The sequence below is a fragment of the Sphaerisporangium krabiense genome (assembly GCF_014200435.1).
Lineage (GTDB): Bacteria > Actinomycetota > Actinomycetes > Streptosporangiales > Streptosporangiaceae > Sphaerisporangium > Sphaerisporangium krabiense.
In genome coordinates this window covers 5,496,378-5,521,103 of sequence record NZ_JACHBR010000001.1, presented here as the reverse complement: position 1 = coordinate 5,521,103, position 24,726 = coordinate 5,496,378, and the positions used below count along the sequence as shown (strand labels likewise).

The window sequence follows — 24,726 nt, the reverse complement described above, 5'->3', positions numbered from 1 at the left end:
CATGCCGAAACCCCGCCCGGCGGAGGGAGCCGCGAGCGGGGCCGGACCGCGCGCCGTCTTTAGTTGAACGAATCGCCGCAGGCGCAGGAACCGGTGGCGTTCGGGTTGTCGATCGTGAAGCCCTGCTTCTCGATCGTGTCGACGAAGTCGACCGTGGCGCCCATGAGGTACGGCGCGCTCATGCGGTCGGTGACGACACTGACGCCGCCGAAGTCGGAGACGACGTCCCCGTCCATCGAGCGGTCGTCGAAGAAGAGCTGGTAGCGCAGACCGGAACAGCCGCCCGGCTGCACCGCGACGCGGAGCTGAAGCCCTTCCTCGCCCTGCTGTTCGAGCAGGCTGCGCACCTTGGCCGCGGCCGCGTCCGTCAGGACCAGGCCCTGCTGCGTGGTCTCGCTGCTCTCAACCGTCATCTGTTGACTCCCCGTCTGCCCCAACGCCCCTTGGGGACGGTGGCCTTGTTCTGAGGTCGTACTCAGACGCTACCAACACCACGGCACGACTACACATTCCTGTCTCAGGGTCCGGTACGCGGACCCCCCTCGGGAATAGCCGGGCGACGCCATGTGTCATCATTAGTCGTCAACTAGACGATAAGTCCTCCCACCCCACACGAGGTGCGCTGCCGTGACCACTACCGACACCGGCCTTCCTCTCTTCGTCCTCGGCCGCGGGACCGACCCGCACAGCGAGCGCGGCGTCGACTGTCCCGGCGACCTGCCCCCCGCCTCCGACCCGGAACTCGTCGCGCGGGCCGAACGGGCCAAGGCCGCCCTGGGCGACCGGCTGTTCGTGCTCGGCCACCACTACCAGCGCGACGAGGTGATCCGGTTCGCCGACGTCACCGGCGACTCCTTCAAGCTGGCCCGCGAGGCGGCGGCCCGCCCCGGGGCGGAGTACATCGTCTTCTGCGGCGTCCACTTCATGGCCGAGTCGGCCGACATCCTCACCGGCGACGACCAGAAGGTCGTGCTCCCGGACATGGCCGCGGGCTGCTCGATGGCGGACATGGCGACCTTCGACCAGGTCGAGGAGGCGTGGGACGTGCTGGCCGACCTCGGCCTCGCCGAGGTGACCGTGCCGATCACCTACATGAACTCCTCGGCCGACATCAAGGCGTTCTGCGGGCGCAACGGCGGCGCGGTCTGCACGTCCTCCAACGCCCGCCGCGCGCTGGACTGGGCCTTCGACCAGGGCCCCGAGGGCCCCGACAAGGCCGCAGGCGACAGGAAGGTGCTGTTCCTGCCCGACCAGCACCTCGGGCGCAACACCGCGGTCCTGGAGATGGGGTTCGCGCTGGAGGACTGCGTGGTCTACAACCCGCACCGTCCGAACGGCGGGCTCACCGAGCAGCAGCTCAGGGACGCCAAGATGATCCTGTGGCGCGGCCACTGCTCGGTGCACGGCCGGTTCTCCGCCGCCTGCGTGGACGACGTGCGGGCCCGCATCCCCGGGGTCAACGTGCTGGTGCACCCCGAGTGCCGCCACGAGGTGGTCACCAAGGCCGACCACGTCGGCTCCACCGAGTACATCATCAAGACGCTCGAGCAGGCGCCCGCCGGCTCGGCGTGGGCGATCGGCACCGAGCTCAACCTGGTCAAGCGGCTGGCGGCGGCGCACCCGGACAAGACCGTGACGTTCCTGGACCGCACGGTCTGCTACTGCTCCACGATGAACCGCATCGACCTGCCGCACCTGGTGTGGGCGCTGGAGTCGCTGGCCGAGGGCCAGGTCGTCAACCAGATCACCGTGGACCCGGACACGACGCACTGGGCCAAGATCGCCCTCGACCGCATGCTGGCCCTGCCGTGAGCTAGACCAGCTCGTACAGCGCGCGGACGACGATCGTGACGGTGCCCTGCCCCGGGCTGAGCGCCCCCTTCTCCGCCACCATGGCGAAGCGCGGGGGCGCGCCGTCGCCCTCCTCCTCCAGCTTCAGCACCCGCCCGACGCGGCGGCCGGTGAGCGCGGCGTACTGCCGGGCCTTGGCCAGGGCGTTGCGGTAGGCGGCCTCGCGGGCCGACCGCAGCAGGGCCTGGGAGCGGGAGATCTCGAAGGTCACGCCGGTCAGCCGTGCCTCCTCGCCCGCGGCGGCGACGGCGTCCACGGCGGCGTCCGCCCGGGACAGGTCGCGGACCAGCGCCTCGACGCCCTGGGTGGCGCGGTAGCCGACGACCCTCGGGTACTTCTCGTACTCGGCGCCCAGAGACAGGTCGTTGGTGCGCAGGTCCTCCTTCGCCACCCCGGCGGCGAGCAGGGCGTCGGTCAGCCGCGCGGCGGCCGCCCTGGCGGCCGCGAACGCCTCCCCCGCCTTGTCCCTGCGCACCTCCACGCCCACGCCGAGGCGCATCACGTCCGGCACGGCGCGGACGCTCCCCCGCCCGGCGACGCCGACCTCGGCCGCCTCCCCAGCGGCGGGCGCCTCGCCACCGGGAGGCCGCGGGGCCGCGAGGGCGGGCCCCGCTCCGGCGAAGACGATCCCCGCCGCCACGAGCACGGCACCCACCTTGGTCACGAGTACGGTCATGAGGCCATGCCACCACCGGGCGCGACCGGCCCCGGCGAGCCGCCTCCGCACGCGGCGGGAACTTGACCGATCGCAGACCCCGGCCTCACGCCCGCGCCGCGCCGTCCCCGCCGCGCCGCCGCGGCAGGACGCGGGGCGGCGTCAGGAACCCCTCGGCGATCACCGAGGCCAGGCCCACCTTGGGCAGGTCGCGGGTGTCCTCGAAGGCGATGAAGCGCGGGACCCACACCGGGTGGTATTTGGCGTTGGCCCGGTACAGGGATTCGAGCTGCCACCAGCGCGACAGGAACAGCAGCGTGCCGCGCCACAGCCGGAGCACGGGCCCGGCGCCGAGGCGCGCGCCGCCCTCGAACACCGACCGGAACATGGCGAAGTTGAGCGAGATCCGCTTGACGCCGAGCCGGTCCGCCTCGGCGATCAGCCCGGCGACCATGAACTCCATGAGCCCGTTGTCGCCGCCCCTGTCGCGCCGCATGAGGTCCAGCGACAGGCCGTCCTCGCCCCAGGGCGCGAACGACAGGATCGCCGCGAGCCTGCCGGCGGCGTCCCTGGCCTCGACCAGGACGCACGCGCCGTCCGCCGGGTCGCCCAGGCGGCCGAGCGCCATGGAGAAGCCGCGCTCGGCCCGCGTGCCGCGCCACGCCGCGGCGCGTTCGATGACGTGACGCGTCTCCTCGGGCGTCAGGTCGGCGTGCCGCCGGATGCGCAGCGTGAACCCGGCGCGGCGCACCCGGTTGACGGCCTGGCGCACCCCGCGCATCTCCCGTCCCTCCAGGCCGAAGGCCGCGGCCTCGATGACGGCCTCGTCGCCGAGCTCCAGCACCCGCAGCCCGGCGCGGGCGTAGGCGTGCGCGCCGGCCTCGCCGGGGCCGATCGCGGCCGCGGCCCAGCCGTAGCGGCGGGCCTCCTCCAGCCAGGCGCGGATGGCGTGCCCCCACGCCTCGACGTCGCCGATCGGGTCTCCCCCGGCCAGGCAGACCCCGGCGACGACCCGGTAGGAGACGGCGGCCTTGCCGCTCGGCGAGAAGATGACGGCGCGGTCGCGGCGGGTGGCGAAGTAGCCGAGCGAGTCGCGCGAGCCGTAGGAGCGCAGCAGCGCCCTGACGCGCTCCTCGCTCTCGGCGGGCAGTTCGGCTCTGGCCCGCTGGGAGCGGAACAGCACGGCGAAGGCCACCAGCACCGCGACGGCGCTCAGCAGGCCGATGACCAGGTTCACCCACGACGGGGGACGCCCCGCCCGGTAGAAGTCCAGGGTGACGACCCCGCCCAGGGTGCGCTCCAGCGTCCAGGCGAGGTGGTCGCCGGGCTTGAGCGTGCCGGGGAAGAGCGTGACGAGCGCGTAGCCGACGGCGAAGGAGACCCCCAGCAGCGAGCCGAGCGTGAGCAGGGCCTTCCTGAAGGACGCGCGGCGGGTCGGGGCGAAGAACTCGTCGCGGGTGGCCGCCAGCACGCCGAGGACCACCGCCGACACCACGAGGTTGACGTCGGCCGCGACGACCTGCCCCGTGAGCGAGAACTCCTCCACCAGGTCGGGCATCAGGGACGAGGAGAGCACGACCGCGAGGTTGCCGAGCACGAGCAGCGCGAAGATGGCCGTGACGACGCCGTAGGCCGCCCTCTTGCGGCGGGCCAGGGCCCCGGCAAGGATCGCCAGGAACACCGCGTACCCGAGGTTCGGCTCGACGGGGAAGACGGCCGTCTCGATGAGGCCGGTGACGGGGCCGAGCGTGCTGCGCAGCGGGCCCGCGACCGCGATGGCCGCCGAGTACACGGCGGCCACCGCCATGCACACCGACAGCACGCGCGGCACCCTGACCCGGAAACGCCCTCCCGCCTCGGCCCCTACGGCCACGCCGTCGCGGCCCTGCTCGGTCACTGCCACCCTGTGTCCCCCCGGCGATGACTCGGTCACGCCGGGTATACCCCTCGATTCGTATCGTTAAGGGCGAGCGGGCATTACTGATCGTTCTGTGTTCGGACGGGCCTGGCCGGGGGCCGTGGTCAGAGGCCCGGGGCGCCCCAGAGGGGGAACCAGCGGGAGAGGTCGGGCTCCATCTTCAGATCGCCGGACACGGCGGCGCGCACCTCCAGCTCCAGGGCGTTGTCCCTGCGCCGGCCGGTCAGCGGGGCGAACGGGTAGAAGGTGCCCTGCTTGTAGAGGTAGACCAGAGCCAGGCGGCGTCCCGGCCCGTCGGCGAAGTCGGCCATCGAGCACAGCAGGGACGGGCCGAAGCCCGCGCCCTCCAGCGAGGAGTTGATGCCGTGCAGGTCGGTGACCAGCGTGGAGAGGTCGTCGGGACTCCGGCGCGCGACCAGCCAGGTGTAGCCGTAGGAGTCCTGGGTCTGCTCGACCTCGGACTCGCCGAGCAGGGCGCGGATGTCCTGCTGGAGGGTGGCGAAGGCGCCGCCCTCGGCGGCGCGGAAGCACACCGAGCCGGTGCCCGTGGGCGTGAAGCCGGTGGCCGCCTGCAGGGTCACCGCGGCGGACGGCAGCGCGAACAGCGCGTCCAGGTCCGGCTTGACGGGTCTGCTGCGGCCGAGCAGCGCGTCCAGCCACCTCACCGGCTCAGGCTCCCCGTCCGAGCTGGGCGGAGATGCGGCTGAGCTGGTCCAGGCGGCGCTCCAGCGGCGGGTGGGTGGCGAACAGGGTGGCCAGGCTCGCGCCGGCGCCCCTGCCGGACAGGGCCGGGGCGAAGAAGAACGCGTTGAAGGGCTGGGCCTCGCGCAGGTCGCGGGTCGGGATGCGCGCCATGTCGCCGGTGACCTTGACCAGGGCGCTGGCCAGGGCGGAGGGGCGCTGGGTGAGCAGGGCGCCCGCCCGGTCGGCCGACAGCTCGCGGTAGCGCGACAGCGCGCGGGTGAGCAGGAAGCTGATCGCGTAGACGATCAGCGAGACGAGCATGATGATGAGCCCGATGGGAGGGCCGTTGTTGTTGCCCCGGTCGCGGCCGAGGCCGCTGTAGAGCGCGAAGCGGGTCATCAGGCCGGCGACGACGCCGAGGAACGAGGCGATGGTCATCACGGCGACGTCGCGGTGCGCCACGTGCGACATCTCGTGGGCGATGACGCCCTCCAGTTCCAGAGGGTCGAGCCGCCGCAGCAGGCCGGTGGTGACGCAGACCACCGCGTGTTTCTGGTCGCGGCCGGTGGCGAAGGCGTTCGGCACGTCGCTGTCGGCGATGGCCACCCGCGGCTTCGGCGTGTTGGAGATCGCGCTCAGCCGGTCGATCACGCCGTGCAGCTCCGGTGCCTCCTGCGGAGAGACCTCCCTGCCGTGCATCGCGAACAACGCGATCCTGTCGGACAGGAAGTACTGGACCAGCAGGAGGCCACCGGCGAGAACGAGGACGACGATCGCCCGGACCCCCACGGCGATCAGCGCGCCCACGAAGGCGACGTAGAGCAGGCCGAGCAGGAACATGGTGACGACCATGCGCACGGTCAGTCCCCGGTCGGGGGCGTACCGGGTTTGAGTCATATGCCCAAACTATCCCGGGATGAGGCCCGAATCCCCCAGCATTCCTCTCACTTCATCGATCGAAGCGTCAGAAGGAGGCAAAATCAGCTCGGACGGCTCCAGCGCGTCGTCAGGGAGCGGCTTGCCGAGCTGGCGCACCTTGTCCAGCAGGGCGTGGAGCTTGGAGCGGAACTCGGACTCGTCATCGGTCTCGATGGCCGCTTCCAGCTCGGTGTCCAGGGCGTTGAGCACGTCGATGTCGCCCTCGGCGATCTGGACCTGCCCCTCCCCCATGATGCGGACGATCACAGGCCCTCCCCCGGCTGGCGGTACTGCTGGGTGTGCTGCGAGGGAGCCTGCTGCGGGGCGGCCTGCTGCTGGCCCTGCGGGCCGGACTCGATCGCGTCGCGCGGCGCCGGGCCCTGGCCCAGCTCGGCCTTCATGCGGGCGAGCTCCAGCTCCACGTCCCTGCCGCCGCCCATGCGGTCGAGCTCGGCCTGGATGTCGTCGCCGCGCTGGCCGCTGAAGTCGTCCAGGGCGCCGCTGGCCAGCAGCTCGTCGATCGCACCGGCGCGGGCCTGCATCTGGGCGGTCTTGTCCTCGGCGCGCTGGATCGCCAGACCCACGTCGCCCATCTCCTCGGAGATGCCGGAGAACGCCTCGTTGATGCGCGTCTGCGCCTCGGCGGCGGTGTAGGTCGCCTTGATGGTCTCCTTCCGGTGACGGAAGGAGTCGACCTTGGTCTGGAGGCGCTGGCTCGCGAGGGTGAGCTTCTCCTCCTCGCCCTGAAGGTTGTTGTGCTGCACCTGCAGGTCGGCGATCTGGGTCTGCAGCGCGGACCGGCGGCTCAGCGCCTCGCGGGCCAGGTCCTCACGGCCGACGCTCAGCGCCTTGCGGCCCTGGTCCTCCAGCTTGTTCGCCTGCTGCTGGATCTGGTTGATCTGCAGCTCCACCCGCTTGCGCGAGGTGGCGACGTCGGCCACGCCCCGGCGAACCTTCTGCAGAAGCTCAAGCTGCCGCTGATAGGAGTAGTCGAGGGTCTCGCGCGGATCCTCCATCTTGTCCAAGGCTTTGTTCGCCTTGGACTTGAAGATCATGGAAAGTCTCTTCATCACGCTCATGCGCGTTGGCCGTCCCCTTCTAGGTAGTGCTGTGCCTATGCTCCCGCTCGACGCGACGCTCGCCGGCCGTATGATCGCTGCGCAGGCACTCGATGCTCCCTCGCGCCCACTCGCAACTCCACTGGCTGCCCACTCATCGTCAGCCCCCGATTATCGCGGCAAAGTCGCCTAGGTCCACCCTACGCATAACGCACGAGGGCGTCATTAAGTTGCACCGCCGGTAGGCTGACGTCGTGTTCCGACGTCGTACCGAGGCTCCCGCGGACGCCTCCGCCCCCGCGCCCGAAGAGACGCAGGGGAAGACCGCGGGAAAGGGCCGCCCCACTCCCAAGCGCCGCGAGGCCCAAGGCCGCCGCCGCTCGCCGGTGACGGCCCCCACCAACCGCAAAGAGGCCTACCGGCAGGCGCGCGAGCGTCAGACCGCCGAGCGCGCCCGCGCCCGCGAGGGCATGCTGCGGGGTGACGACCGCTACCTTCCCGTGCGCGACCGGGGTCAGGCCCGCAAGTTCGCCCGCGACTGGGTCGACTCCCGGCGCACCGTGAGCCAGTACTTCCTCCCCGTCTCGCTGCTCCTGCTGGTCGTCCTGTGGACGATCCCGATGCTCGGCGGGCAGACGGGCATGCTGCTCTACTCCTACGCCATCACGATCCTGTGGCCCGCGATGATCGTCGTGGTGGCCCTGAGCGGGTTCTGGGTGGCGCGGCGCGTCAAGAAGGAGGCGGGCGAGAAGTTCCCCGGCGAGAGCCTCAAGGGCGTCGGCTTCTACGCCGCCATGCGCGCGATGCAGATCCGCCGGCTGCGCTTCCCGCCGCCGACGCTGCTCCCGGGCGGCAGGCCGGTCCCGCCGAAGAAGTGACGCCCGGGCGGTGACGCCGTGGCCGGCCCTTCCGCCGGCCCGCGGCGGCATCGCCATGGGTCGTTAAGGTCAGAACATGCAATTTCGCCATCTCGGCCGCAGCGGTCTGAAGGTCAGTGAGATCAGCTACGGCAACTGGATCACCCACGGATCCCAGGTCGAGGAGGACGCCGCCACGGCGTGCGTCCGCGCGGCGCTGGACGAGGGGATCACCACGTTCGACACCGCCGACGTGTACGCGGCCACCAAGGCCGAGGAGGTGCTCGGCCGCGCCCTGGCGGGGGTGCGGCGCGAGTCCCTGGAGATCTTCACCAAGGTCTACTGGCCGACGGGCGCCGGCCCGAACGACCGGGGCCTGTCCCGCAAGCACATCACCGAGAGCATCAACGGCTCGCTGCGGCGGCTCGGCACCGACTACGTGGACCTGTACCAGGCGCACCGCTACGACCACGAGACCCCGCTCGAAGAGACGTTGAAGACCTTCGACGACCTGGTGCGCCAGGGCAAGGTGCTCTACGTCGGCGTGAGCGAGTGGACCGCGGACCAGATCGCCGCCGCGCTGAAGATCGCCGGCGAGATGGGCTTCGACCGGCTGGTGTCCAACCAGCCGCAGTACTCGATGCTCTGGCGCGTCATCGAGGCCGAGGTCGTGCCGCTGTGCGAGAAGGAGGGCGTCGGCCAGATCGTCTGGTCGCCCATCGCGCAGGGCGTGCTGACCGGCAAGTACCTGCCCGGCCACGCCCCTCCCGCGGGCTCGCGGGCCACCGACCCGACGGGCTCGTCGTTCATCGGCCGCATGCTCGGCGACGACGTGCTGACCCGCGTGCAGGAGCTCAAGCCGATCGCCGCCGATCTCGGCCTGTCCATGGCCCAGCTCGCGGTGGCGTGGGTGCTGCAGAACCCGAACGTCTCCTCGGCCATCATCGGGGCCAGCAGGCCCGAGCAGGTGCGCGAGAACGTCAGGGCCTCGGGGGTGCGCCTGGACGCCGAGGTGCTGGAGAAGATCGACGACCTGCTGGGGCCCGTCGTGGAGCGGGATCCGGCCAGAACAGAAAGCCCGGCGACGCGTCCGTAATCCCCGTTCCGCCCCCTGTCCCTCCGGTCGCTCGAAACCGTTACGGTCACACCGGCACCGGGTAAAGGCGGGGGGCGCACGGCCCTCTCACTCGACGCGCAACGACATTCCCGCGTACTCGACCTTGTCGTCCTCCAGCAGCGTGACCTGCTCGATCCCAGCCGTCAGCAGCGTCCGCCAGTTTTCCCCGAGCCATGACTCCGCGTCGGCCTGGCTGGGAAAGATCTCGCGGGGAAGCGGGCCGTCCGTTACCTCGCCGCCGTTCGCGTTTTCATATCGCCAGCGCCAAGTCATGCCATACGCTCCTTTTCGCGGGATCGCCCAATACCCACACCATGGTTGTGCGAACCCTATCTCCTGGAGTGTGCCGCAGATCTTGCCGCCGGGCTCGGGCCGGACCAGGAGGCCCGGGGCGTCCGCCCCGCCTTGCTCCCTTCGAACGATGGAGGCCGTCCCATGCCGCCCACGCCCCGTCCTCCGGCGCCCGGACCCGCGACGGCGGCGGCATCCGCGTTCTCCCGCTTCCCGCGCCTCTGTTCGCCGGCCCGGTCCTCGTGCGGGGCCTGGTGAAGGTCCTGCTGTCCGGCACGGCCGGTCCCTACGGCTGGCCCGAGCCCGGCTGCGGCTGCGCCTCCTGCGGCCGCCTGCCCGCCGGGCACCGCCTGCCCACGGCCGTGGTGCTGGACGACGTGGTGCGCCTCGCGCCGCCCGCCGGGCTCGCCCTCGCCCCGCCGGCCACGCTCCCCAAGGGCTACCGCATGACCGTCACCCCGGACGGCTACGCGGTCAGCGGCCCCGACCGCAGCCGGGTGCTGCACGCGGCGCCGCCCGGCGGGCGCGCGGGCGAGCCCTCGCCGAGCTGGGCGGAGGACGCCTACGACCTGGTGCTCATCGACCTGCTCGACCGTCCGCAGCGCCTCGGCGACCTGCGCCGCCGCGGCCTGGTGACGGACAGGACGCGGGTCGTCGCCGTCGGCCTGGACCACCGGGCGCCCTCGGAGGCCGAGCTGTCCAGACGCCTGGCGTTCTGGGGCGCCGAGGTCGTCGCCGACGGCACGACGCTGGACACCAGGCGGCCCGCGCCCGCCCGCGCCCCCGCGCCCAAGCGCGTGCTGGTGCTCGGCGGCGCGCGCTCGGGCAAGTCGGAGGAGGCGGAGACCCGGCTGATCGCCGAGCCCGACGTGACCTACGTGGCCACCGGGCCCACGGGCAGGCTCGACGAGGACTGGCTGGCCCGGGTGCGCGCCCACCGGGACCGGCGCCCGCCGTACTGGGCGACCATCGAGACCACCGAGCTGGAGGCCCTGCTCAGGTCGGAGTCGGGGCCGCTGCTCATCGACGGGATCGGCACCTGGCTGGCCGCCGTCTTCGACGCCTGCGGCGCCTGGGACGACCCCGCGCACGACCGTCCGCGCGGGCGCAAGCCGGGACGGTTCGGCACGGCGCTGGACGCGGTGGCGGCCCGCTGCGAGGAGCTGGTGGCGGCGTGGCGGCGGACCCGGGCGCAGGTGGTGGCGGTCAGCGACGAGGTGGGGCTGAGCGTGGTGCCCGCGACCGCCGCCGGGCGGGTGTTCCGCGACGCGCTCGGCCGGCTCAACCGGGGGCTGGCCGAGGAGTCGGAGGAGGCCCTGCTGGTCGTGGCCGGCCGCGTCCTTCCCCTGCCGATCTGACGTCCTGGAGGGACGGCCGCCGCGTCCTTCGCCCCGAAGCCGGTCGCCCCCTGCCGATCCGAAGTCCTGGAGATTCAGCCGAGATGTCCGCACCCTTCGTCCCGGAGCCGATCGCCGCGGGGCTGCGCCTGGCCGTCGGCACCCTGAGCATCTGGCCGGCGGGGCTGCCGCGCGCCGACCGGGAGACGGCCGGGTGGGCCATGACGCTCGCGCCGCTGGTCGGCCTGCTCCTCGGGCTCGCGGCCGGGGCGGTGATGACGCTCGCGGGGCTGCTGGTCTCGCCGCTGCTCGCCGCCGTCGCCGGGGTCGCCGCGCTGGCCGCGCTGACCCGCGGCCTGCACCTGGACGGCCTGGCCGACCTCGCCGACGGGCTCGGCAGCGGGCGGCCCGCCGCGCAGGCGCTGGAGATCATGAAGCGCTCGGACATCGGGCCGTTCGGCGTGGTCACGCTCGTGCTCACCGCGCTGGCGCAGGTCGCCGCCGCGGCCGAGGCCGGCCCCGCGGCGCTGGTGCTGGCCGGGACGGCCGGGCGGCTGGCGGTGACGTGGGCCTGCGTGGCGGGCGTCCCCGCGGCGCGGCCGGGCGGCCTCGGGGCGATGGTCGCCGGGACCGTGCGGCGGACCTCGGCGATCTACGCGTCCGCCGCCGTGGCGGCGGCGGCCCTGGCGATCGGCCTGGTGGCGGAGCACCCGGTGATCTACCTGGTGGCCGCCGCGGCGGGGCTCGGCGCGGCCTGGGCGGTGCTGGCGCACGCGATCCGGCGGCTCGGCGGGATCACCGGCGACGTGCTCGGGGCCCTGGTCGAGGTGAGCGCCACGATCGCGCTGGTCGTCTGCGCCGCCGCGCCCTGACCCGCCGCGAGGCTCACGCCCGGGGAGGCACCGGCGCGGCAAGGGCCGGCCGCCGGCGCAGGAGGACGACCGCCACGACCGCCACGACCGCGAGCAGCGCCCAGCCGACCACGCCGGTGATCCCCGCGAGCAGCAGGTCCGGCGGGCGCGCCGCGTCCCCCAGCAGCAGGGGCAGCCCGGCCAGGGCGTTCAGCGTGGCGTGCCCGGCCACCGCGGGCCAGACACTGTCCGACCGCAGGCGCAGCACGCCGAGGAAGATCCCGAACAGCACGCAGAAGACGACGAACACCGGGGCGGCCCACGGCCCGAGCTGGGCGTAGTTGTAGCCGCGCAGGGTGAGCGGCGCGTGCCACAGTCCCCAGATCACGCCGGAGAGGACCAGCGCGCGGACGGCGCCGAGGGGCATCAGCCTGGGCAGCAGCCAGCCGCGCCAGCCGTACTCCTCGCCCAGGGACGGGATCGCGTTGAGCACCGGCCCGATGACCAGCCCTTGGACGACCTGGATCACCGCGAGCGTCCGCGGATCCAGCGGCAGGGGCGTCCCGCCGGTGGCCGAGGCCAGCTCGCGCCGCAGGAGGCTCAGGCCGGACAGGTCCACGCTGAGCAGCCCGGTCGCGACGCTGACGCCCAGCGCGAGCAGGACCAGCAGCGCGGTGCCGCCCCAGCCGACCAGGACGAACCGCAGGCCACGCCCGCGTGCCGGCCCGAGCGTGAGCCCCGTCCCGCGGGCCCACTCGCGGAACGGGATGTCGCGATGGCGAAGGCGCCACACGGCGAGCACGGCCAGCGCCGGGGTGAACATCATGACGAAGCCGGTGACCGTGGTCAGCCCGGACCGGCCCGTGATCCACAACGGCAGCGCGGCCAGCCACGACAGGCCGTAGGCGACGAGCAGGAAGACGGCGAGGTCGCCGGGACGGCGGCTCATCGGACGCCGCTCCTCGCGACGAGGGCGTTGATCAGCGCGGCCCCGCGATGGGCGTCGTCGACGGTCACGGCCAGCTCGCCGCCCGAGTGGTAGCGGACGACCAGGCACTCCCCGCCCCTGATCATGATCGTCGCCATGCCGGGCAGGCCGCGGAAGCCCCAGCCGCCGGTCTCGAACGGGCCCTTCACCTCCACGCGGGCGCTCTGGATCCTGCCGAGCGGCACCCTGCGCCGGAGGCGGCCGAACGGGCCGAACGAGATCACCATGCCCTCCTCTCCGACGCTCACCCCGACCGTGGACGCCGCCAGCAGCGCCAGCCCGGCGATCGTCAGCCCGATCGCGGCGCTCTCCAGGCCGCTCGGCCCGAGCGTCGTGCGCGTGAGGACGAGCACCAGGGCCGCGGCCAGCGCCGCGACGCCGCCGATCGCCGCGCCGGTGTTCCTGGCCGAGGACACCCACACCGCGCGCTGCCCTCTCCTCAGGGGCACGGGAACGGCGGGCCGCGCGGGCGGCTCGGGCTCCGCCTCTCCGGCGCCCGCCGAGGCGACCAGCACGCCGAGCGCGCCGGCGGCGATCGCGGCGGCGGGCACCAGGACGGCGCGCCAGCCGAGCGGCGCCGCGTCGCGCCAGTCCGGGTTCCCGAGGTTGGCGGCGAGCGTCGCCCACTGCTGGGCCAGCAGGAACACCCCGCCGCCCGCGAACAGGGCCCCGGCCGCGCGGCCGCGGGTGGCCGCCGCCGCGCCCCTCGCCACGGCGCCGGCGCGCAGGACGCCGCGGGCGGCGCAGGCCACGAGCAGCGCCCACAGGGCGGCCTCCATGGCGAACCACGCCCAGAAGGACATCGCGCCGTCCGGCGAGCCGGACACGTCCCAGTGGGTGGCGAGCGGGTCGGGCAGCCGGCCTCTCAGCGCGAGGGGGACGGCCACCAGGACCACGGTGACGAGGGCCGCCCATCCGGCGGCGACGCGGGCGAGCCACGGACGCCCGTTCATGACGACGCCCTGATCATTTCGATGACCTCCTCGGGGTCGAGGCCGTACAGCCGCGCCTCCTCCAGCAGTTCCCGCGTCCTTCGCATGACGAGTTCGCGGCCGTCGGGGGGGCGCAGGACGGAGACGCCCCGGCCGCGGCGGAACTCCAGCACCCCCTCGTCGCGCAGGTCGCGCAGCGCGCGCAGCACCGTGTTGGCGTTGACGCCGAGCGCGGCGGCGAGCTGGCGCGCCGACGGCAGGCGCTGCCCGGGGGTGACGACGCCCGAGGCGACGGCCTGCCTGACCGCCGAGGCGACCTGCTCGTGCAGGGGCCGGGGGTCGTTCAGGTCCAGGGTGAGCAACATGGTGCTAGCCACAGTAGCACCATGTGTCGGAGATTGGTGGGGATGGTGCCGATACGAGTAGCACCATCGGCGTCGCCACAGGTGAACGAATTCGTAGGACGAACCCTCGTTTATGCGTACGGGGCGTGCAGGACTAGCATCGGCCTACGTGACGACAGTGCGACTTAACGCCCTTGACTCGGGGTCGGTGGACACCGACGCCCTCGTAGTCGGTATCAGCACCTCCCCCGCGGGCCCCCGCCCCGCGCCGGGCGCGGACGGCGTCGACGCCGCGCTCTCGGGTGGCCTCGCGGCGACGCTCGGAGCCCTCGGCTTCACCGGCAAGGCCGGCGAGATCGCCAAGATCCCGACGTTCGGCGCCCTGCCCGCCGCCGTGGTCGTCGCGGCCGGCCTCGGCGAGGCCCCCGAGGGCGACTCCTACGACCTGGAGGTCCTGCGCCGCGCCGCGGGCGCCGCCGTCCGCTCGCTGGCCGGCACGCCGCGCGTCGCGCTCGCGCTGCCCGCCGCGACGCCGGAGCAGGCCGAGGCCGTGGCGCTCGGCGGCCTGCTCGGCGCCTACGACTTCGTGAAATACCGCACCGCCGAGGAGCAGAAGGCCCCGGTCGGCGAGCTCACCGTGCTGAGCGGCGCGGACGGCGGCGAGGAGGCCGTCGCCAGGGCCGCCACGCTCGCCGAGTCCGTCGCGCTGGTCCGCGACCTGGTCAACACCCCGCCGTCCGACCTCCCGCCGGCCCGCTTCGCCGAGATCGCCGAGGAGAGCGCGGCCAAGGCGGGCCTCTCGGTGGAGGTGCTGGACGAGACCGCGCTCAAGGAGGGCGGCTACGGCGGCATCGTCGGCGTCGGCCAGGGCTCGGTCAACCCGCCCCGCCTGGTGCGCCTCGGCTACACCCACCCCGAGGCCGCCACGACCCTCGCCTTCATCGGCAAGGGCATCACCTTCGACTCCGGCGGCCTGTCGCTCAAGCCGTCCGCCTCCATGGCGTGGATGAAGTCGGACATGGGCGGCGCGGGCGCGGTGTTCGGCGCGCTGCTCGCCATCGCCAGGCTCGGCCTGCGCGTCAACGTCGTCGGCTACCTGTGCCTGGCCGAGAACATGCCAAGCGGCAGCGCCCAGCGCCCCTCCGACGTCCTCACCACCTACTCGGGCAGGACCGTCGAGGTGCTCGACACCGACGCCGAGGGCCGCCTGGTCCTCGTGGACGGCATCGCCCGCGCCGGCGAGGACTCCCCCGACATCATCGTCGACGTCGCCACGCTCACCGGCGGGCAGATCGTCGCGCTCGGCTGGCGCACCTCCGGCGTCATGGCCTCCGACGACGAGCTGCGCGAGCAGGTCGTCGAGGTGGCCGCCGGCCAGGGCGAGGCCGCCTGGGGCATGCCCCTGCCCGAGGAGCTGCGCAAGGGCCTGGACTCCCCGATCGCCGACATCGCCAACCTCAACCCCGAGCGCTCGGGCAGCATGCTCGCCGCGGGCATCTTCCTGCGCGAGTTCGTGCCGGACGGCACGCGCTGGGCGCACATCGACATCGCCGGGCCCGCCTTCAACAAGGAGGCCCCCTATGGCTACATCCCCAAGGGCGGCACGGGATACGTCACCCGCACCCTCGTCGCGCTGGCCGAACGCCACCAGGCCGACGGCGGGGCATGATGAACGCGTGACGCCGCCGTCGAGGAGGCCGGCGCGTCACGCGCACGCGGGACAAGTGAAAAGATGCTGTTGGGCAGGCCTGGCGCGCCTCCGTCGTAGATCACGGGCGGCGACGCCGGCCGCGAGGGCCCACCGATCCGACAAGGAGCTTTCCAGTGGCTGATGGCACCGGCCCCTTCGACATCGTTGTCCTGGGCGGCGGTAGCGGCGGGTACGCCTGCGCCCTGCGGGCGGCCGAGCTCGGCAAGTCCGTCGCGCTGATCGAGAAGGACAAGATCGGCGGCACGTGCCTGCACCGGGGGTGCATCCCCACCAAGGCGCTGCTGCACGCGGCGGAGGTCGCCGACGAGACCCGCGAGGCCACGAGCGTGGGCGTCAAGGCGAGGTTCGAGGGCATCGACATGCCCGGCGTCCACGCGTTCAAGGACAAGATCGTCAACCGCGCCTGGAAGGGCGTGCAGGGGCTGCTGAAGAGCCGCGGCGTCACGCTCATCGAGGGCGCGGGCAGGCTCGCGGGCCCCGGCCGCGTCATCGTCGGCGACCAGGCCGTCGAGGGCCGCGCCGTCGTGCTGGCCACCGGCTCGGCGCCGCGGTCGCTGCCCGGCCTGGACATCGACGGCGAGCGCGTCATCACCAGCGACCACGCCCTCAAGCTGGACCGCGTCCCCGCGTCGGTGATCGTCCTCGGCGGCGGCGTGATCGGCGTCGAGTTCGCCTCCGTCTGGCGCTCCTTCGGCGCCGAGGTCACGATCGTCGAGGCCCTGCCCCACCTGCTCCCGCTGGAGGAGGAGTCCAGCTCCAAGCTCCTGGAGCGCGCCTTCCGCCGCCGGGGCATCAAGTACGAGCTCGGCACCCGCTTCGAGAGCGTCAAGAGCAACGACACCGGCGTGATCGTCACGCTGGAGGGCGGCAAGACCCTGGAGGCCGAGCTGCTGCTCGTGGCGGTCGGCCGCGGCGCGGTCTCGGCCGACCTCGGGTACGAGGAGTCCGGCGTCACGATCGAGCGCGGCACCGTCGTCGTCGACGAGTTCTGCCGCACCGGCGTCCCGGGCGTCTACGCCGTCGGCGACCTCATCCCGACCCTCCAGCTCGCGCACGCGGGCTTCGCCGAGGGCATCCTGGTCGCCGAGCACATCGCCGGCCTCGACCCGGTGCCGATCGACTACGCGGGCGTGCCCCGCATCACCTACTCCGACCCCGAGGTGGCCTCGGTCGGCATCACGTCGGCCGTCGCCAGGGAACGAGGCTACGAGATCACGGAACTCGTCTACGACCTGGGCGGCAACCCCAAGAGCCAGATCATCGGCACGCAGGGCGCCGTCAAGATCGTCTCCCAGAAGGACGGCCCGGTGCTCGGCGTCCACATGGTGGGCAAGCGCATGGGTGAACTCGTCACCGAGGGGCAGTTGATCTACAACTGGGAGGCGTTGCCCTCCGAGGTGGCCCAGCTCATCCACGCGCACCCGACCCAGTCCGAGGCTGTCGGCGAGGCGATGCTCGCCCTGGCCGGCAAGCCCCTTCACGTACACAACTAAGCCCTCACAGGAAACGCGAGAGAAGACAGACACCATGCCGGTTTCCGTAACCATGCCCCAGCTCGGCGAGAGCGTGACCGAGGGCACCGTCACCCGCTGGTTGAAGAAGGAGGGGGACCACGTCGAGACCGACGAGCCGTTGCTCGAGGTCTCCACCGACAAGGTCGACACCGAGATCCCCTCCCCGTCCTCCGGCGTCCTGACCAAGATCGTGGTCGCCGAGGACGAGACCGTGGAGGTCGGCGCCGAGCTGGCGGTCATCGACCAGAACGGCGCCGCCGGGGGCGCGGCCGCTCCCGCGCAGGCCGAACCGCAGGCGCAGCCCGAACCCGAGCCGGAGCCGGAGCCCGAGCCGGAGGAGGCCAAGGCCGCCCCCGCCCCGGAGCCGGCCCCCGCCCCCGCGTCCTCGATTCCTCAGCCGCCGCAGCCCGCGGCCCAGCCGCCGCGGCCCCAGGCCGCCCCGGCCCCGCCCACCCCGGCCGCGCCGAGCGCCCCCGCGGCGCCCGCCGCGGGCGGCGAGAGCCCGTACGTGACGCCGCTGGTGCGCAAGCTCGCCACCGAGCACGGCGTCGACCTCGAGAACCTGAGCGGCACCGGCGTCGGCGGCCGCATCCGCAAGCAGGACGTCCTGGAGGCGGCGCGCGCCCAGCGCGAGCAGGCCGCCCAGGCCCAGGCGCCGCAGGCCGCCCAGCCCGCGCCCGCCGCGCCCGCCGCCCCGGCGGCGCAGGCCCCGGCCCCGGCGCCCGAGCCGGTCCAGGCCGACACCACCCTGCGCGGGCGCACCGAGAAGATGACGCGCATCCGGCAGACCATCGCCAAGCGCACGCTGGAGTCGCTGCAGACCTCCGCGCAGCTCACCACGGTCGTCGAGGTCGACGTCACCAAGATCGCGCGGCTGCGCGACCGCGCCAAGGCGGAGTTCCAGCGCCGCGAGGGCGTCAAGCTCAGCTTCACGCCGTTCTTCGCGCTGGCCACCGTCGAGGCGCTCAAGCAGCACCCCAAGCTCAACGCGGTGATCAACAGCGAGACCAGCGAGGTCACCTACTTCGACCACGAGCACCTGGCCTTCGCCGTGGACGCCGAGCGCGGCCTGGCCTCCGCGGTGATCAAGGACGCCGGCGACCTCAACCTCGCCGGGCTCGCCCGCAAGATCGCCGACCTGGCCGAGCGCACCCGCACCAACAAGGTCAGCCCCGACGAGCTGTCCGGCGGCACGTTCACGCTGACCAACACCGGCAGCCGCGGCGCGCTGTTCGACACGCCGATCATCAACCAGCCGCAGGTCGCGATCCTCGGCACGGGCGCGGTCGTCAAGCGCCCTGTCGTGGTCGACACCCCTGAGGGCGAGGTCATCGCCGTCCGCTCGATGGTGTACCTCGCGCTGACCTACGACCACCGCCTGGTGGACGGCGCCGACGCCGCCCGCTTCCTGACGACGGTCAAGCGCCGTCTGGAAGAGGGCCGCTTCGAGGCGCAGCTCGGCCTGGCCTGACCCGTACGCCGCGGGTCCCGGCCGGGACCCGCGGCGCCCTTTCCCGACACGGCCATGCTCCCCCGGCGCCGGGGGAGGCCGACATAGGCTGGCCGCATGTCAGTCGTGATCACCGGCTCGTCCGGCCTTCTCGGCTCGGCCCTCGTCCGCGTCCTGCGCGACGAGGGCCGTTCCGTCGTCAGGCTCGTGCGCCGCGCGCCCACGGCCCCCGGCGAGGCGTTCTGGAACCCGGGCGAGGGCGTCCTGGACCCGGCGGTGCTGGAGGGCGCCGAGGCGGTCGTGCACCTGGCGGGCGCGGGGGTGGCCGACCGGCGGTGGACCCCGGAATTCCGGCGCGAGCTGGTCGAGAGCCGGGTCACCGGCACCCGCACCCTCGCCACCGCGATCGCCGCCCTGGACCTCCCGCCCGCCGTCCTGCTGTCCGGCTCGGCCATCGGCGTGTACGGCGACACCGGCGACCATCCGGTGGACGAGTCCGCCGAGCCCCGGGCACGCCCCGGGTCGCGGCCCCGCGCGGTCGGCGAGCCGGGCGAGGGGCCCACCGGCCAGTGGCTCGCCGCGCTGGTGCGGGCTTGGGAGGCCGAGACGGCGCCGGCGGAGGAGGCCGGGGTGCGGGTCGTCCACCTGCGCACCGGGCACGTCCTGACCCGCGAGGGCGGGTTCCTCGGCAAGATGCTCCCGGTCTTCCGCGTGGGTCTCGGCGCGCCGCTCGGCTCCGGCCGTCAGTACACCTCGTGGATCTCCATGCCCGACTGGACCGGCGCGGTGCTGCACCTGATGGCCGAGCCCGCGGTCTCCGGGCCGGTCAACCTGACCGCCCCCGGGCCCGTCACCAACGCCGAGTTCACCAGGGCGCTCGGCCGGGCGCTGCGGCGGCCCACCCTGCCGGTCCCGGTGCCGGCGCTCGCGCTGCGGGCCGCGCTCGGCGGCCTGGCGGACGAAGGCGTGCTCATCGGCCAGCGGGTGATGCCCCGCCGCCTGCTGGAGATGGGGTACCGGTTCCAGCATCCTCGTCTCGACGCGGCATTGGCGGCCATACTCTAGGGTGCCGTTCCGGTTGAATGGGAGAGCAAGCCCCGACTCGGCCCCGCGGCCTTCGGCGCGAGGCTGCCCGCCCCCCGAAAGGCTGCAGGAGACGACATGAGCAGGCTCGGCCAGTCCCACATTCTCGCCATCGGCGGTGGTTCGTTCCGTCCCACCGACCGGTACGGGTTCATCGAGGCCTCCGCCCTGCTCCGCTACGCGCTCGACCTGAGCGGCCAGGACCGTCCCAGGCTGGGCCTGCTCGCCACGGCCACCGGCGACGACGCCGACTGGCTGCTGAAGATGTACGGCGCGTTCCGCGCCTGGGACGTCGAGGTGAGCCATCTGACGGTGTTCCCCATGCCGAACGTCGACAGCCCCAAGGACTGGGTGCTCGAACAGGACGTGATCTACGTGAGCGGGGGCAGCGTCGCCAACCTCGCGGCCCTGTGGCGGCTGCACGGCCTGGACGAGGCGTTCGAGGAGGCGTGGCGGTCGGGCGTGGTGCTGTCGGGGCAGAGCGCCGGCGCGCTGTGCTGGCACGTCGGCGGCAACACCGACTCCTTCGGCCCGGTGCTGCGCCCGTGGGCCGAGGGCCTCGGCCTGCTGCCCTACTCCTGCGGCGTCCACTACAACTCCGACCCCCAGCGGCGCGCCCTGCTGCACGAGTCGATCGCCTCGGGCGAGCTGCCGCCCGGGTACGCCGCGGACGAGGGCGTCGCCCTGCACTACGTGGGCCGCGAGTTCATCCAGGCGGTCACCGTCGACCCGCGGGGCTACGCCTACAAGATCGAACGGGACGAGGACGGCGACGTGAAGGAGTTCAGGATCGAACCCCGCCTTCTCACCACATGAGCGCACGTTAGGCTGACCGCGTGAGCGAGCGTGCCAACCATCGGACTCCCCCCGACGACAGGGCCGGCCGGGCCGGAGCGGCCGGCAGGCTCGCGCTGGTCCGCCTCGGGGTCGACGTCCCGTACGAGCAGGCGTGGGAGCTCCAGCGGGCGGTGCACGCCCGCCGGGCCGCCGAGGCCATCCCCGACACCTGCCTGCTGCTGGAGCACGCCCCCGTCTACACGGCGGGCACGCGCACGAGCGCCGACGAGCGTCCCGCCGACGGCACCCCGGTCGTCGACGTCGACCGCGGCGGCAAGATCACCTGGCACGGCCCCGGGCAGCTCGTCGCCTACCCGGTCGTCCGCCTCGCCGGCGCCCGCGAGGTGACCACCTTCATCCGGCTCCTTGAGGACTCGCTGATCAGCGTCTGCGCCGACTTCGGCGTGACCGCGCGGCGCGTCACGGGCCGGGGCGGGGTGTGGGTGCCGGGCGACCCGGCGCTCGGCGTCCCCGACCGCGCGATCGGCGCGATCGGCATCCGGGTCTCCCGCGGCGTCACCATGCACGGCTACGCGCTCAACTGCGCCAATGACCCGACCTGGTTCGACCGCATCGTCCCGTGCGGCATCCGGGGCGTGGGCGTGACGTCCCTGTCGGCGGAGACGGGCCGGCGGGTCACCGTGGACGAGGTCCTCCCCTTCGCCGAGAAGCGGCTGGCCGAGGCGCTCGGCGCCCAGGGGCTCGACGTCCAGGAGGAGGACCTGCTGTCGGGCCGGTTCTGACCCTCGCGGGCCCCCTCGTCCGCGCGCCCGGCACCCGGTCGGGGCTCGCGCCCAAGGAGACGTAAGCTGGATCGCGTGACCGTTGCTCCTGAAGGCCGAAAGCTCCTCCGCCTGGAGGTGCGCAACAGCCAGACCCCTATCGAGCGCAAGCCCCCGTGGATCAAGACCCGGCTCAGGAACGGGCCGAACTTCAACGAGATCAAGAACCTCGTGAAGGACCAGGGTCTCCATACGGTCTGCCAGGAGGCCGGCTGCCCGAACATCTCCGAGTGCTGGGAGGACCGCGAGGCCACCTTCCTCATCGGCGGCGACCAGTGCACGCGGCGCTGCGACTTCTGCCAGATCGACACCGGCAAGCCCAAGGAGTACGACAAGGACGAGCCGCGCCGCGTGGCCGAGTCCGTCGTCCAGATGGGGCTGCGCTACGCCACCGTCACCGGCGTCGCCCGTGACGACCTGCCCGACGGCGGCGCGTGGCTGTACGCCGAGACCGCCAGGCAGATCCACGCGCAGGTCCCCGGCTGCGGCGTCGAGCTGCTCGTGCCCGACTTCAACGGGCACCGCGACCAGCTCGAAGAGGTCTTCTCCAGCCGTCCGGAGGTCTTCGCGCACAACATCGAGACCGTGCCGCGCATCTTCAAGCGCATCCGCCCGGCCTTCCGCTACGAGCGCTCCCTCGGCGTCATCACCACGGCGCACGAGGCCGGGCTCGTCACCAAGTCCAACCTCATCCTCGGCATGGGCGAGGAGCGCGACGAGATCGTCCAGGCCATGCGCGACCTGCACGAGGCCGGGTGCGACCTGCTGACGATCACCCAGTACCTGCGGCCGACGCCGCGGCACCACCCGGTGGACCGCTGGGTCAAGCCGCAGGAGTTCGCCGAACTGCAGCAGGAGGCCGAGGCGATCGGCTTCGCCGGGGTCATGTCCGGCCCGCTGGTCCGCTCGTCCTACCGCGCCGGCCGTCTCTACCGGCAGGCCGTGGAGGCCCGGCAGACCGCCTGACCGGTCCCGCCGCGGCGCCCCGCACGGCGTGGCATGATCGGCCTGTTCGGTCGGCTGATCCGCCTCCCCCTGGAGCGTCGTGGACATCGAGGAACTCATCCGCGGGCTGGACCTTCGCGAGAAGGTCCGCCTGCTGACCGGCGCCGGCATGTGGACGTTGCCCGCCCTGTCCGCCGCCGGCCTGCGCGAACTCGTGGTGAGCGACGGCCCGGCGGGCGTGCGGGGCGGGCCCCGGCCGGCCGCCGACCCGTCGATCGCCCTGCCGTGCCCGACCGCCCTCGCCGCCACCTGGGACGTCGCCCTGGTGCGGCGGGCCGGGCTGCTGCTCGGCCGGGAGGCCCGCCGCAAGGGCGTCCACGTCCTGCTCGCGCCCCGGCTGAACGTCCAGCGCGGCCCGCTGTCCGGCCGCCACTTCGAGTGCTTCTCCGAAGATCCTCTGCTGACCGGCGAGATCGGCGCGGCCTACGTCGAGGGCGTGCAGCGGTGCGGGGTGGCGGCGGCCCCCGGGCACTTCGTGGCGGGCGACGCCGAGACCGGGCGGTTCACGGCCGACGTCGTGGTGGACGAGGCGGCGCTGCGCGAGGTGTACCTGGCGCCGTTCGAGCGGGTGGCGCGGGCGGGCGCGTGGGCCGTGACGGCCGCGGGCCACGCCGTGGGCGGCACCACGATGACCGAGCACGCCGGACTGCTGCGCGGGGTGCTGAAGGAGGAGTGGGGCTTCGACGGGGTGGTGCTCGCGGACCGGGGCGCCGCCCGCTCGACCGAGCCGGCGGCGCTCGCCGGTCTGGACGTCGTGCTGCCCGGCCCCGGCGGCCCCTGGGGCGGGCGCCTGGAGGAGGCGGTCCGCGCCGGCCGGGTCCCCGAGCACGTCCTGGACGACAAGGTACGCCGCGTGCTGCGCCTGGCGGCACGCACGGGCGCCCTGGCCGGCGCCACGCCCGGTGACACCGCCGGCGTCGCCGTGGGCGCGGCGCAGGAGCCACCGGCCGCCACCGTGAACGGCTCCGACGCGGGCCCCGTCGACAACCCTGTTGACGGTTCCGTCGACGGCCCCATTGACGGCCCCATTGACGGCAGGGCGCTGGCGCGCGAGGTGGCCGTCCGGTCGTTCACGTTGCTGCGGAACGAGGGCGGTCTGCTGCCGCTGGGCGGCATCCGCAGCGTGGCGCTGGTCGGCGCGGCGGCGGCCGAGCCGAGGATCATGGGAGGCGGCGCCGCACGGGTCTTCCCCGAGCGGGTGGTCTCCCCGCTGGAGGGCCTGCGCCGCCGGGAGGGGCTGGACGTGCGGCACACCGTGGGCACCGACCCCCGGGTGCGCCTGGCCCCGCTCGCCACGCCCAGCCTGGCGGTGTTCCGGGACGACGAGGGCGCGACGCTCGCCGAGTGTCCGCTGCCCACCGCCGAGGCCCGCTGGATCGGCGAGCTTCCCCCCGGCCTGGACGCCGCGCGCCTGGCGGCCGTGGAGCTGCGCGCGTCGTTCACGCCCGCCGCGGGGGGCCCGCACCAGTTCTCGATCTCGGGCGCGGGCGCGTTCGCGCTGGCCGTGGACGGCCACACCGTGCTGGAGGAGACCCTCGTCCCCGCGCCGGGCGAGGACCCGGCCTCGGTCCTGCTGTCCCCGCCCGAGCGCAGGATCGTCGTCGAGCTGGAGGCGGGCGTCCCGGTCGCGCTGACCGTGCGCCACGCCACCGCGGCGCCGGACGGCGTGGGCCACGTCGCGTTCGGCCTCGGCCACGGCGCGCCCGCCCCCGACGACGAGGTCCTGATCGCCGAGGCGGCGGGCATCGCCGCGGGCGCCGACGTCGCCGTGGTCGTCGTCGGCACGACCGAGGAGACCGAGGGCGAGGGCTTCGACCGGGCGGGCCCGGCGCTACCCGGCCGTCAGGACGAGCTGGTGGCGCGGGTGGCCGCCGCCAACCCGCGCACGATCGTCGTCGTGAACGCCGGGGCCCCGGTCGAGATGCCGTGGCTGGAGCAGGTCGCGGCCGTGCTGCTGGTGTGGTTCCCCGGGCAGGAGTTCGGGGACGCCCTGGCGGACGTGCTGTTCGGTGAGGCCGAGCCGGGCGGGCGGCTGCCCACCACCTGGCCGGCGCGCCTGGCCGACGCCCCCGTCCCGGCCGTCGCCCCGGTGGAGGGCACGCCGCGCCACGAGGAGGGGGCGCTGGTCGGGCACCGCGCCTGGGCGGCCTCCGGCCGGGCCCCGGCGTTCTGGTTCGGGCACGGGCTCGGCTATACGAGCTGGTCCTACGAGGCCCTGGCCGCCGCGCCGGCCGCGGACGGCGGCGCGTCGGTGACGGTGGCGGTACGCAACACCGGCGGGCGCGCGGGCCGCGAGGTCGTGCAGGTCTACGTGGCGCCGCCCGCGGGAGCGGACGGCGGGCCGCCGCCGCGGCTGGCGGGGTTCGCGGTCGCCGAGGCCGAGCCGGGCACCAGCGTCCTGGTGACGATCCCCCTGCCGGAGCGCGCCTTCCAGGAGTGGGCCGGGGCCGGATGGCGGGCCGTCCCGGGCCGTCATCTGGTGCGCGCGGGACGCTCCGCGGCCGATCTTCCGCTCGCGGCGGCGCTCACCGTCGCCGGCTGAC

General features: G+C 73.8%; 24 protein-coding genes. 13 read left to right on the top strand and 11 right to left on the bottom strand.

Annotation, left to right across the window (positions count from 1 at the left end; all coding sequences use genetic code 11):
• Nucleotides 1-59: 59 nt before the first annotated feature.
• Complete coding sequence (erpA, locus tag BJ981_RS24220; protein WP_114031177.1) at nucleotides 60-413, bottom strand: iron-sulfur cluster insertion protein ErpA; 354 nt, start codon at nucleotides 411-413, stop codon at nucleotides 60-62.
• 214 nt (nucleotides 414-627) lie between these two features.
• Here erpA and nadA point away from each other — a divergent pair, with 214 nt between their 5' ends.
• The gene (gene nadA, locus BJ981_RS24215; protein WP_184614033.1) at nucleotides 628-1,812 is read left to right on the top strand and encodes a quinolinate synthase NadA; all 1,185 of its coding nucleotides are present in this window, start codon (nucleotides 628-630) and stop codon (nucleotides 1,810-1,812) included.
• A gap of 1 nt (nucleotide 1,813) precedes the next feature.
• Here nadA and BJ981_RS24210 read toward each other — a convergent pair whose 3' ends face one another.
• From BJ981_RS24210 to BJ981_RS24185, 6 genes are all read right to left on the bottom strand, one after another.
• The gene (locus BJ981_RS24210) at nucleotides 1,814-2,527 is read right to left on the bottom strand and encodes an SIMPL domain-containing protein (RefSeq protein WP_184614031.1); all 714 of its coding nucleotides are present in this window, start codon (nucleotides 2,525-2,527) and stop codon (nucleotides 1,814-1,816) included.
• Nucleotides 2,528-2,612: 85 nt separating this feature from the next.
• Complete coding sequence (locus BJ981_RS39360) at nucleotides 2,613-4,409, bottom strand: phosphatidylglycerol lysyltransferase domain-containing protein (RefSeq protein ID WP_239138971.1); 1,797 nt, start codon at nucleotides 4,407-4,409, stop codon at nucleotides 2,613-2,615.
• Between the two features lie 119 nt (nucleotides 4,410-4,528).
• Nucleotides 4,529-5,089: a PspA-associated protein PspAB gene (gene pspAB, locus BJ981_RS24200; RefSeq protein WP_184614029.1), complete on the bottom strand. Its 561-nt coding sequence runs from the start codon at nucleotides 5,087-5,089 to the stop codon at nucleotides 4,529-4,531.
• 4 nt (nucleotides 5,090-5,093) lie between these two features.
• Nucleotides 5,094-6,005, bottom strand: a complete 912-nt coding sequence (gene htpX / locus BJ981_RS24195; protein ID WP_184614027.1) for a zinc metalloprotease HtpX — start codon at nucleotides 6,003-6,005, stop codon at nucleotides 5,094-5,096.
• Nucleotides 6,006-6,014: 9 nt separating this feature from the next.
• Nucleotides 6,015-6,293: a PspA-associated protein PspAA gene (pspAA, locus tag BJ981_RS24190; RefSeq protein ID WP_184614026.1), complete on the bottom strand. Its 279-nt coding sequence runs from the start codon at nucleotides 6,291-6,293 to the stop codon at nucleotides 6,015-6,017.
• Nucleotides 6,290-7,081, bottom strand: coding sequence for a PspA/IM30 family protein (locus tag BJ981_RS24185; protein WP_239138972.1), 792 nt, complete (start codon nucleotides 7,079-7,081; stop codon nucleotides 6,290-6,292). The genes pspAA and BJ981_RS24185 overlap by 4 nt, the downstream gene beginning before the upstream one ends.
• A 257-nt stretch (nucleotides 7,082-7,338) precedes the next feature.
• On the opposite strand from BJ981_RS24185, the gene BJ981_RS24180 reads away from it, so the two are divergent.
• Both BJ981_RS24180 and BJ981_RS24175 read left to right on the top strand, forming a co-directional pair.
• Complete coding sequence (locus BJ981_RS24180; protein WP_184614022.1) at nucleotides 7,339-7,962, top strand: DUF3043 domain-containing protein; 624 nt, start codon at nucleotides 7,339-7,341, stop codon at nucleotides 7,960-7,962.
• A gap of 76 nt (nucleotides 7,963-8,038) precedes the next feature.
• Nucleotides 8,039-9,037, top strand: a complete 999-nt coding sequence (locus tag BJ981_RS24175) for an aldo/keto reductase family protein (protein ID WP_184614020.1) — start codon at nucleotides 8,039-8,041, stop codon at nucleotides 9,035-9,037.
• Between the two features lie 87 nt (nucleotides 9,038-9,124).
• Here BJ981_RS24175 and BJ981_RS24170 read toward each other — a convergent pair whose 3' ends face one another.
• Nucleotides 9,125-9,331, bottom strand: a complete 207-nt coding sequence (locus BJ981_RS24170; protein WP_184614018.1) for a hypothetical protein — start codon at nucleotides 9,329-9,331, stop codon at nucleotides 9,125-9,127.
• A gap of 260 nt (nucleotides 9,332-9,591) precedes the next feature.
• On the opposite strand from BJ981_RS24170, the gene BJ981_RS24165 reads away from it, so the two are divergent.
• Together BJ981_RS24165 and BJ981_RS24160 are read left to right on the top strand one after the other, a co-directional pair.
• Nucleotides 9,592-10,707: a bifunctional adenosylcobinamide kinase/adenosylcobinamide-phosphate guanylyltransferase gene (locus BJ981_RS24165; RefSeq protein ID WP_239138973.1), complete on the top strand. Its 1,116-nt coding sequence runs from the start codon at nucleotides 9,592-9,594 to the stop codon at nucleotides 10,705-10,707.
• An 83-nt stretch (nucleotides 10,708-10,790) separates the two neighbouring features.
• Complete coding sequence (locus BJ981_RS24160; RefSeq protein WP_184614014.1) at nucleotides 10,791-11,558, top strand: adenosylcobinamide-GDP ribazoletransferase; 768 nt, start codon at nucleotides 10,791-10,793, stop codon at nucleotides 11,556-11,558.
• 13 nt (nucleotides 11,559-11,571) lie between these two features.
• On the opposite strand, the gene BJ981_RS24155 is transcribed toward BJ981_RS24160, so the two are convergent.
• From BJ981_RS24155 to BJ981_RS24145, 3 genes are read right to left on the bottom strand one after another with little or no spacing between them, the layout of a single operon-like run.
• On the bottom strand, nucleotides 11,572-12,486 hold the full coding sequence (locus tag BJ981_RS24155) for a CPBP family intramembrane glutamic endopeptidase (RefSeq protein ID WP_184614012.1): 915 nt from the start codon (nucleotides 12,484-12,486) through the stop codon (nucleotides 11,572-11,574).
• Nucleotides 12,483-13,478: a DUF1648 domain-containing protein gene (locus BJ981_RS24150; RefSeq protein ID WP_184614010.1), complete on the bottom strand. Its 996-nt coding sequence runs from the start codon at nucleotides 13,476-13,478 to the stop codon at nucleotides 12,483-12,485. Before BJ981_RS24150 ends, BJ981_RS24155 begins: the two co-directional genes overlap by 4 nt.
• Nucleotides 13,475-13,834: a GntR family transcriptional regulator gene (locus BJ981_RS24145; RefSeq protein WP_275422285.1), complete on the bottom strand. Its 360-nt coding sequence runs from the start codon at nucleotides 13,832-13,834 to the stop codon at nucleotides 13,475-13,477. The genes BJ981_RS24150 and BJ981_RS24145 overlap by 4 nt, the downstream gene beginning before the upstream one ends.
• A gap of 100 nt (nucleotides 13,835-13,934) precedes the next feature.
• Here BJ981_RS24145 and BJ981_RS24140 point away from each other — a divergent pair, with 100 nt between their 5' ends.
• The 8 genes from BJ981_RS24140 (at nucleotide 13,935) to BJ981_RS24105 (ending at nucleotide 24,725) form a co-directional block, all read left to right on the top strand.
• Nucleotides 13,935-15,470 (top strand): leucyl aminopeptidase, encoded by a 1,536-nt coding sequence (locus BJ981_RS24140; protein WP_184614008.1) that lies wholly within the window; start codon nucleotides 13,935-13,937, stop codon nucleotides 15,468-15,470.
• Nucleotides 15,471-15,625: 155 nt separating this feature from the next.
• The gene (gene lpdA, locus BJ981_RS24135) at nucleotides 15,626-17,005 is read left to right on the top strand and encodes a dihydrolipoyl dehydrogenase (protein WP_184614006.1); all 1,380 of its coding nucleotides are present in this window, start codon (nucleotides 15,626-15,628) and stop codon (nucleotides 17,003-17,005) included.
• A gap of 34 nt (nucleotides 17,006-17,039) precedes the next feature.
• Complete coding sequence (gene sucB, locus BJ981_RS24130; protein ID WP_184614004.1) at nucleotides 17,040-18,497, top strand: 2-oxoglutarate dehydrogenase, E2 component, dihydrolipoamide succinyltransferase; 1,458 nt, start codon at nucleotides 17,040-17,042, stop codon at nucleotides 18,495-18,497.
• Between the two features lie 96 nt (nucleotides 18,498-18,593).
• Complete coding sequence (locus tag BJ981_RS24125; protein ID WP_184614002.1) at nucleotides 18,594-19,541, top strand: TIGR01777 family oxidoreductase; 948 nt, start codon at nucleotides 18,594-18,596, stop codon at nucleotides 19,539-19,541.
• A gap of 96 nt (nucleotides 19,542-19,637) precedes the next feature.
• Nucleotides 19,638-20,375: a Type 1 glutamine amidotransferase-like domain-containing protein gene (locus BJ981_RS24120; protein ID WP_184614000.1), complete on the top strand. Its 738-nt coding sequence runs from the start codon at nucleotides 19,638-19,640 to the stop codon at nucleotides 20,373-20,375.
• A gap of 95 nt (nucleotides 20,376-20,470) precedes the next feature.
• Nucleotides 20,471-21,139 (top strand): lipoyl(octanoyl) transferase LipB, encoded by a 669-nt coding sequence (gene lipB, locus BJ981_RS24115; RefSeq protein ID WP_184616365.1) that lies wholly within the window; start codon nucleotides 20,471-20,473, stop codon nucleotides 21,137-21,139.
• A gap of 75 nt (nucleotides 21,140-21,214) precedes the next feature.
• Complete coding sequence (gene lipA, locus BJ981_RS24110) at nucleotides 21,215-22,144, top strand: lipoyl synthase (protein WP_184613998.1); 930 nt, start codon at nucleotides 21,215-21,217, stop codon at nucleotides 22,142-22,144.
• Between the two features lie 79 nt (nucleotides 22,145-22,223).
• On the top strand, nucleotides 22,224-24,725 hold the full coding sequence (locus BJ981_RS24105) for a beta-glucosidase family protein (protein ID WP_204069980.1): 2,502 nt from the start codon (nucleotides 22,224-22,226) through the stop codon (nucleotides 24,723-24,725).
• The last annotated feature ends 1 nt before the right edge of the window (nucleotide 24,726 follow it).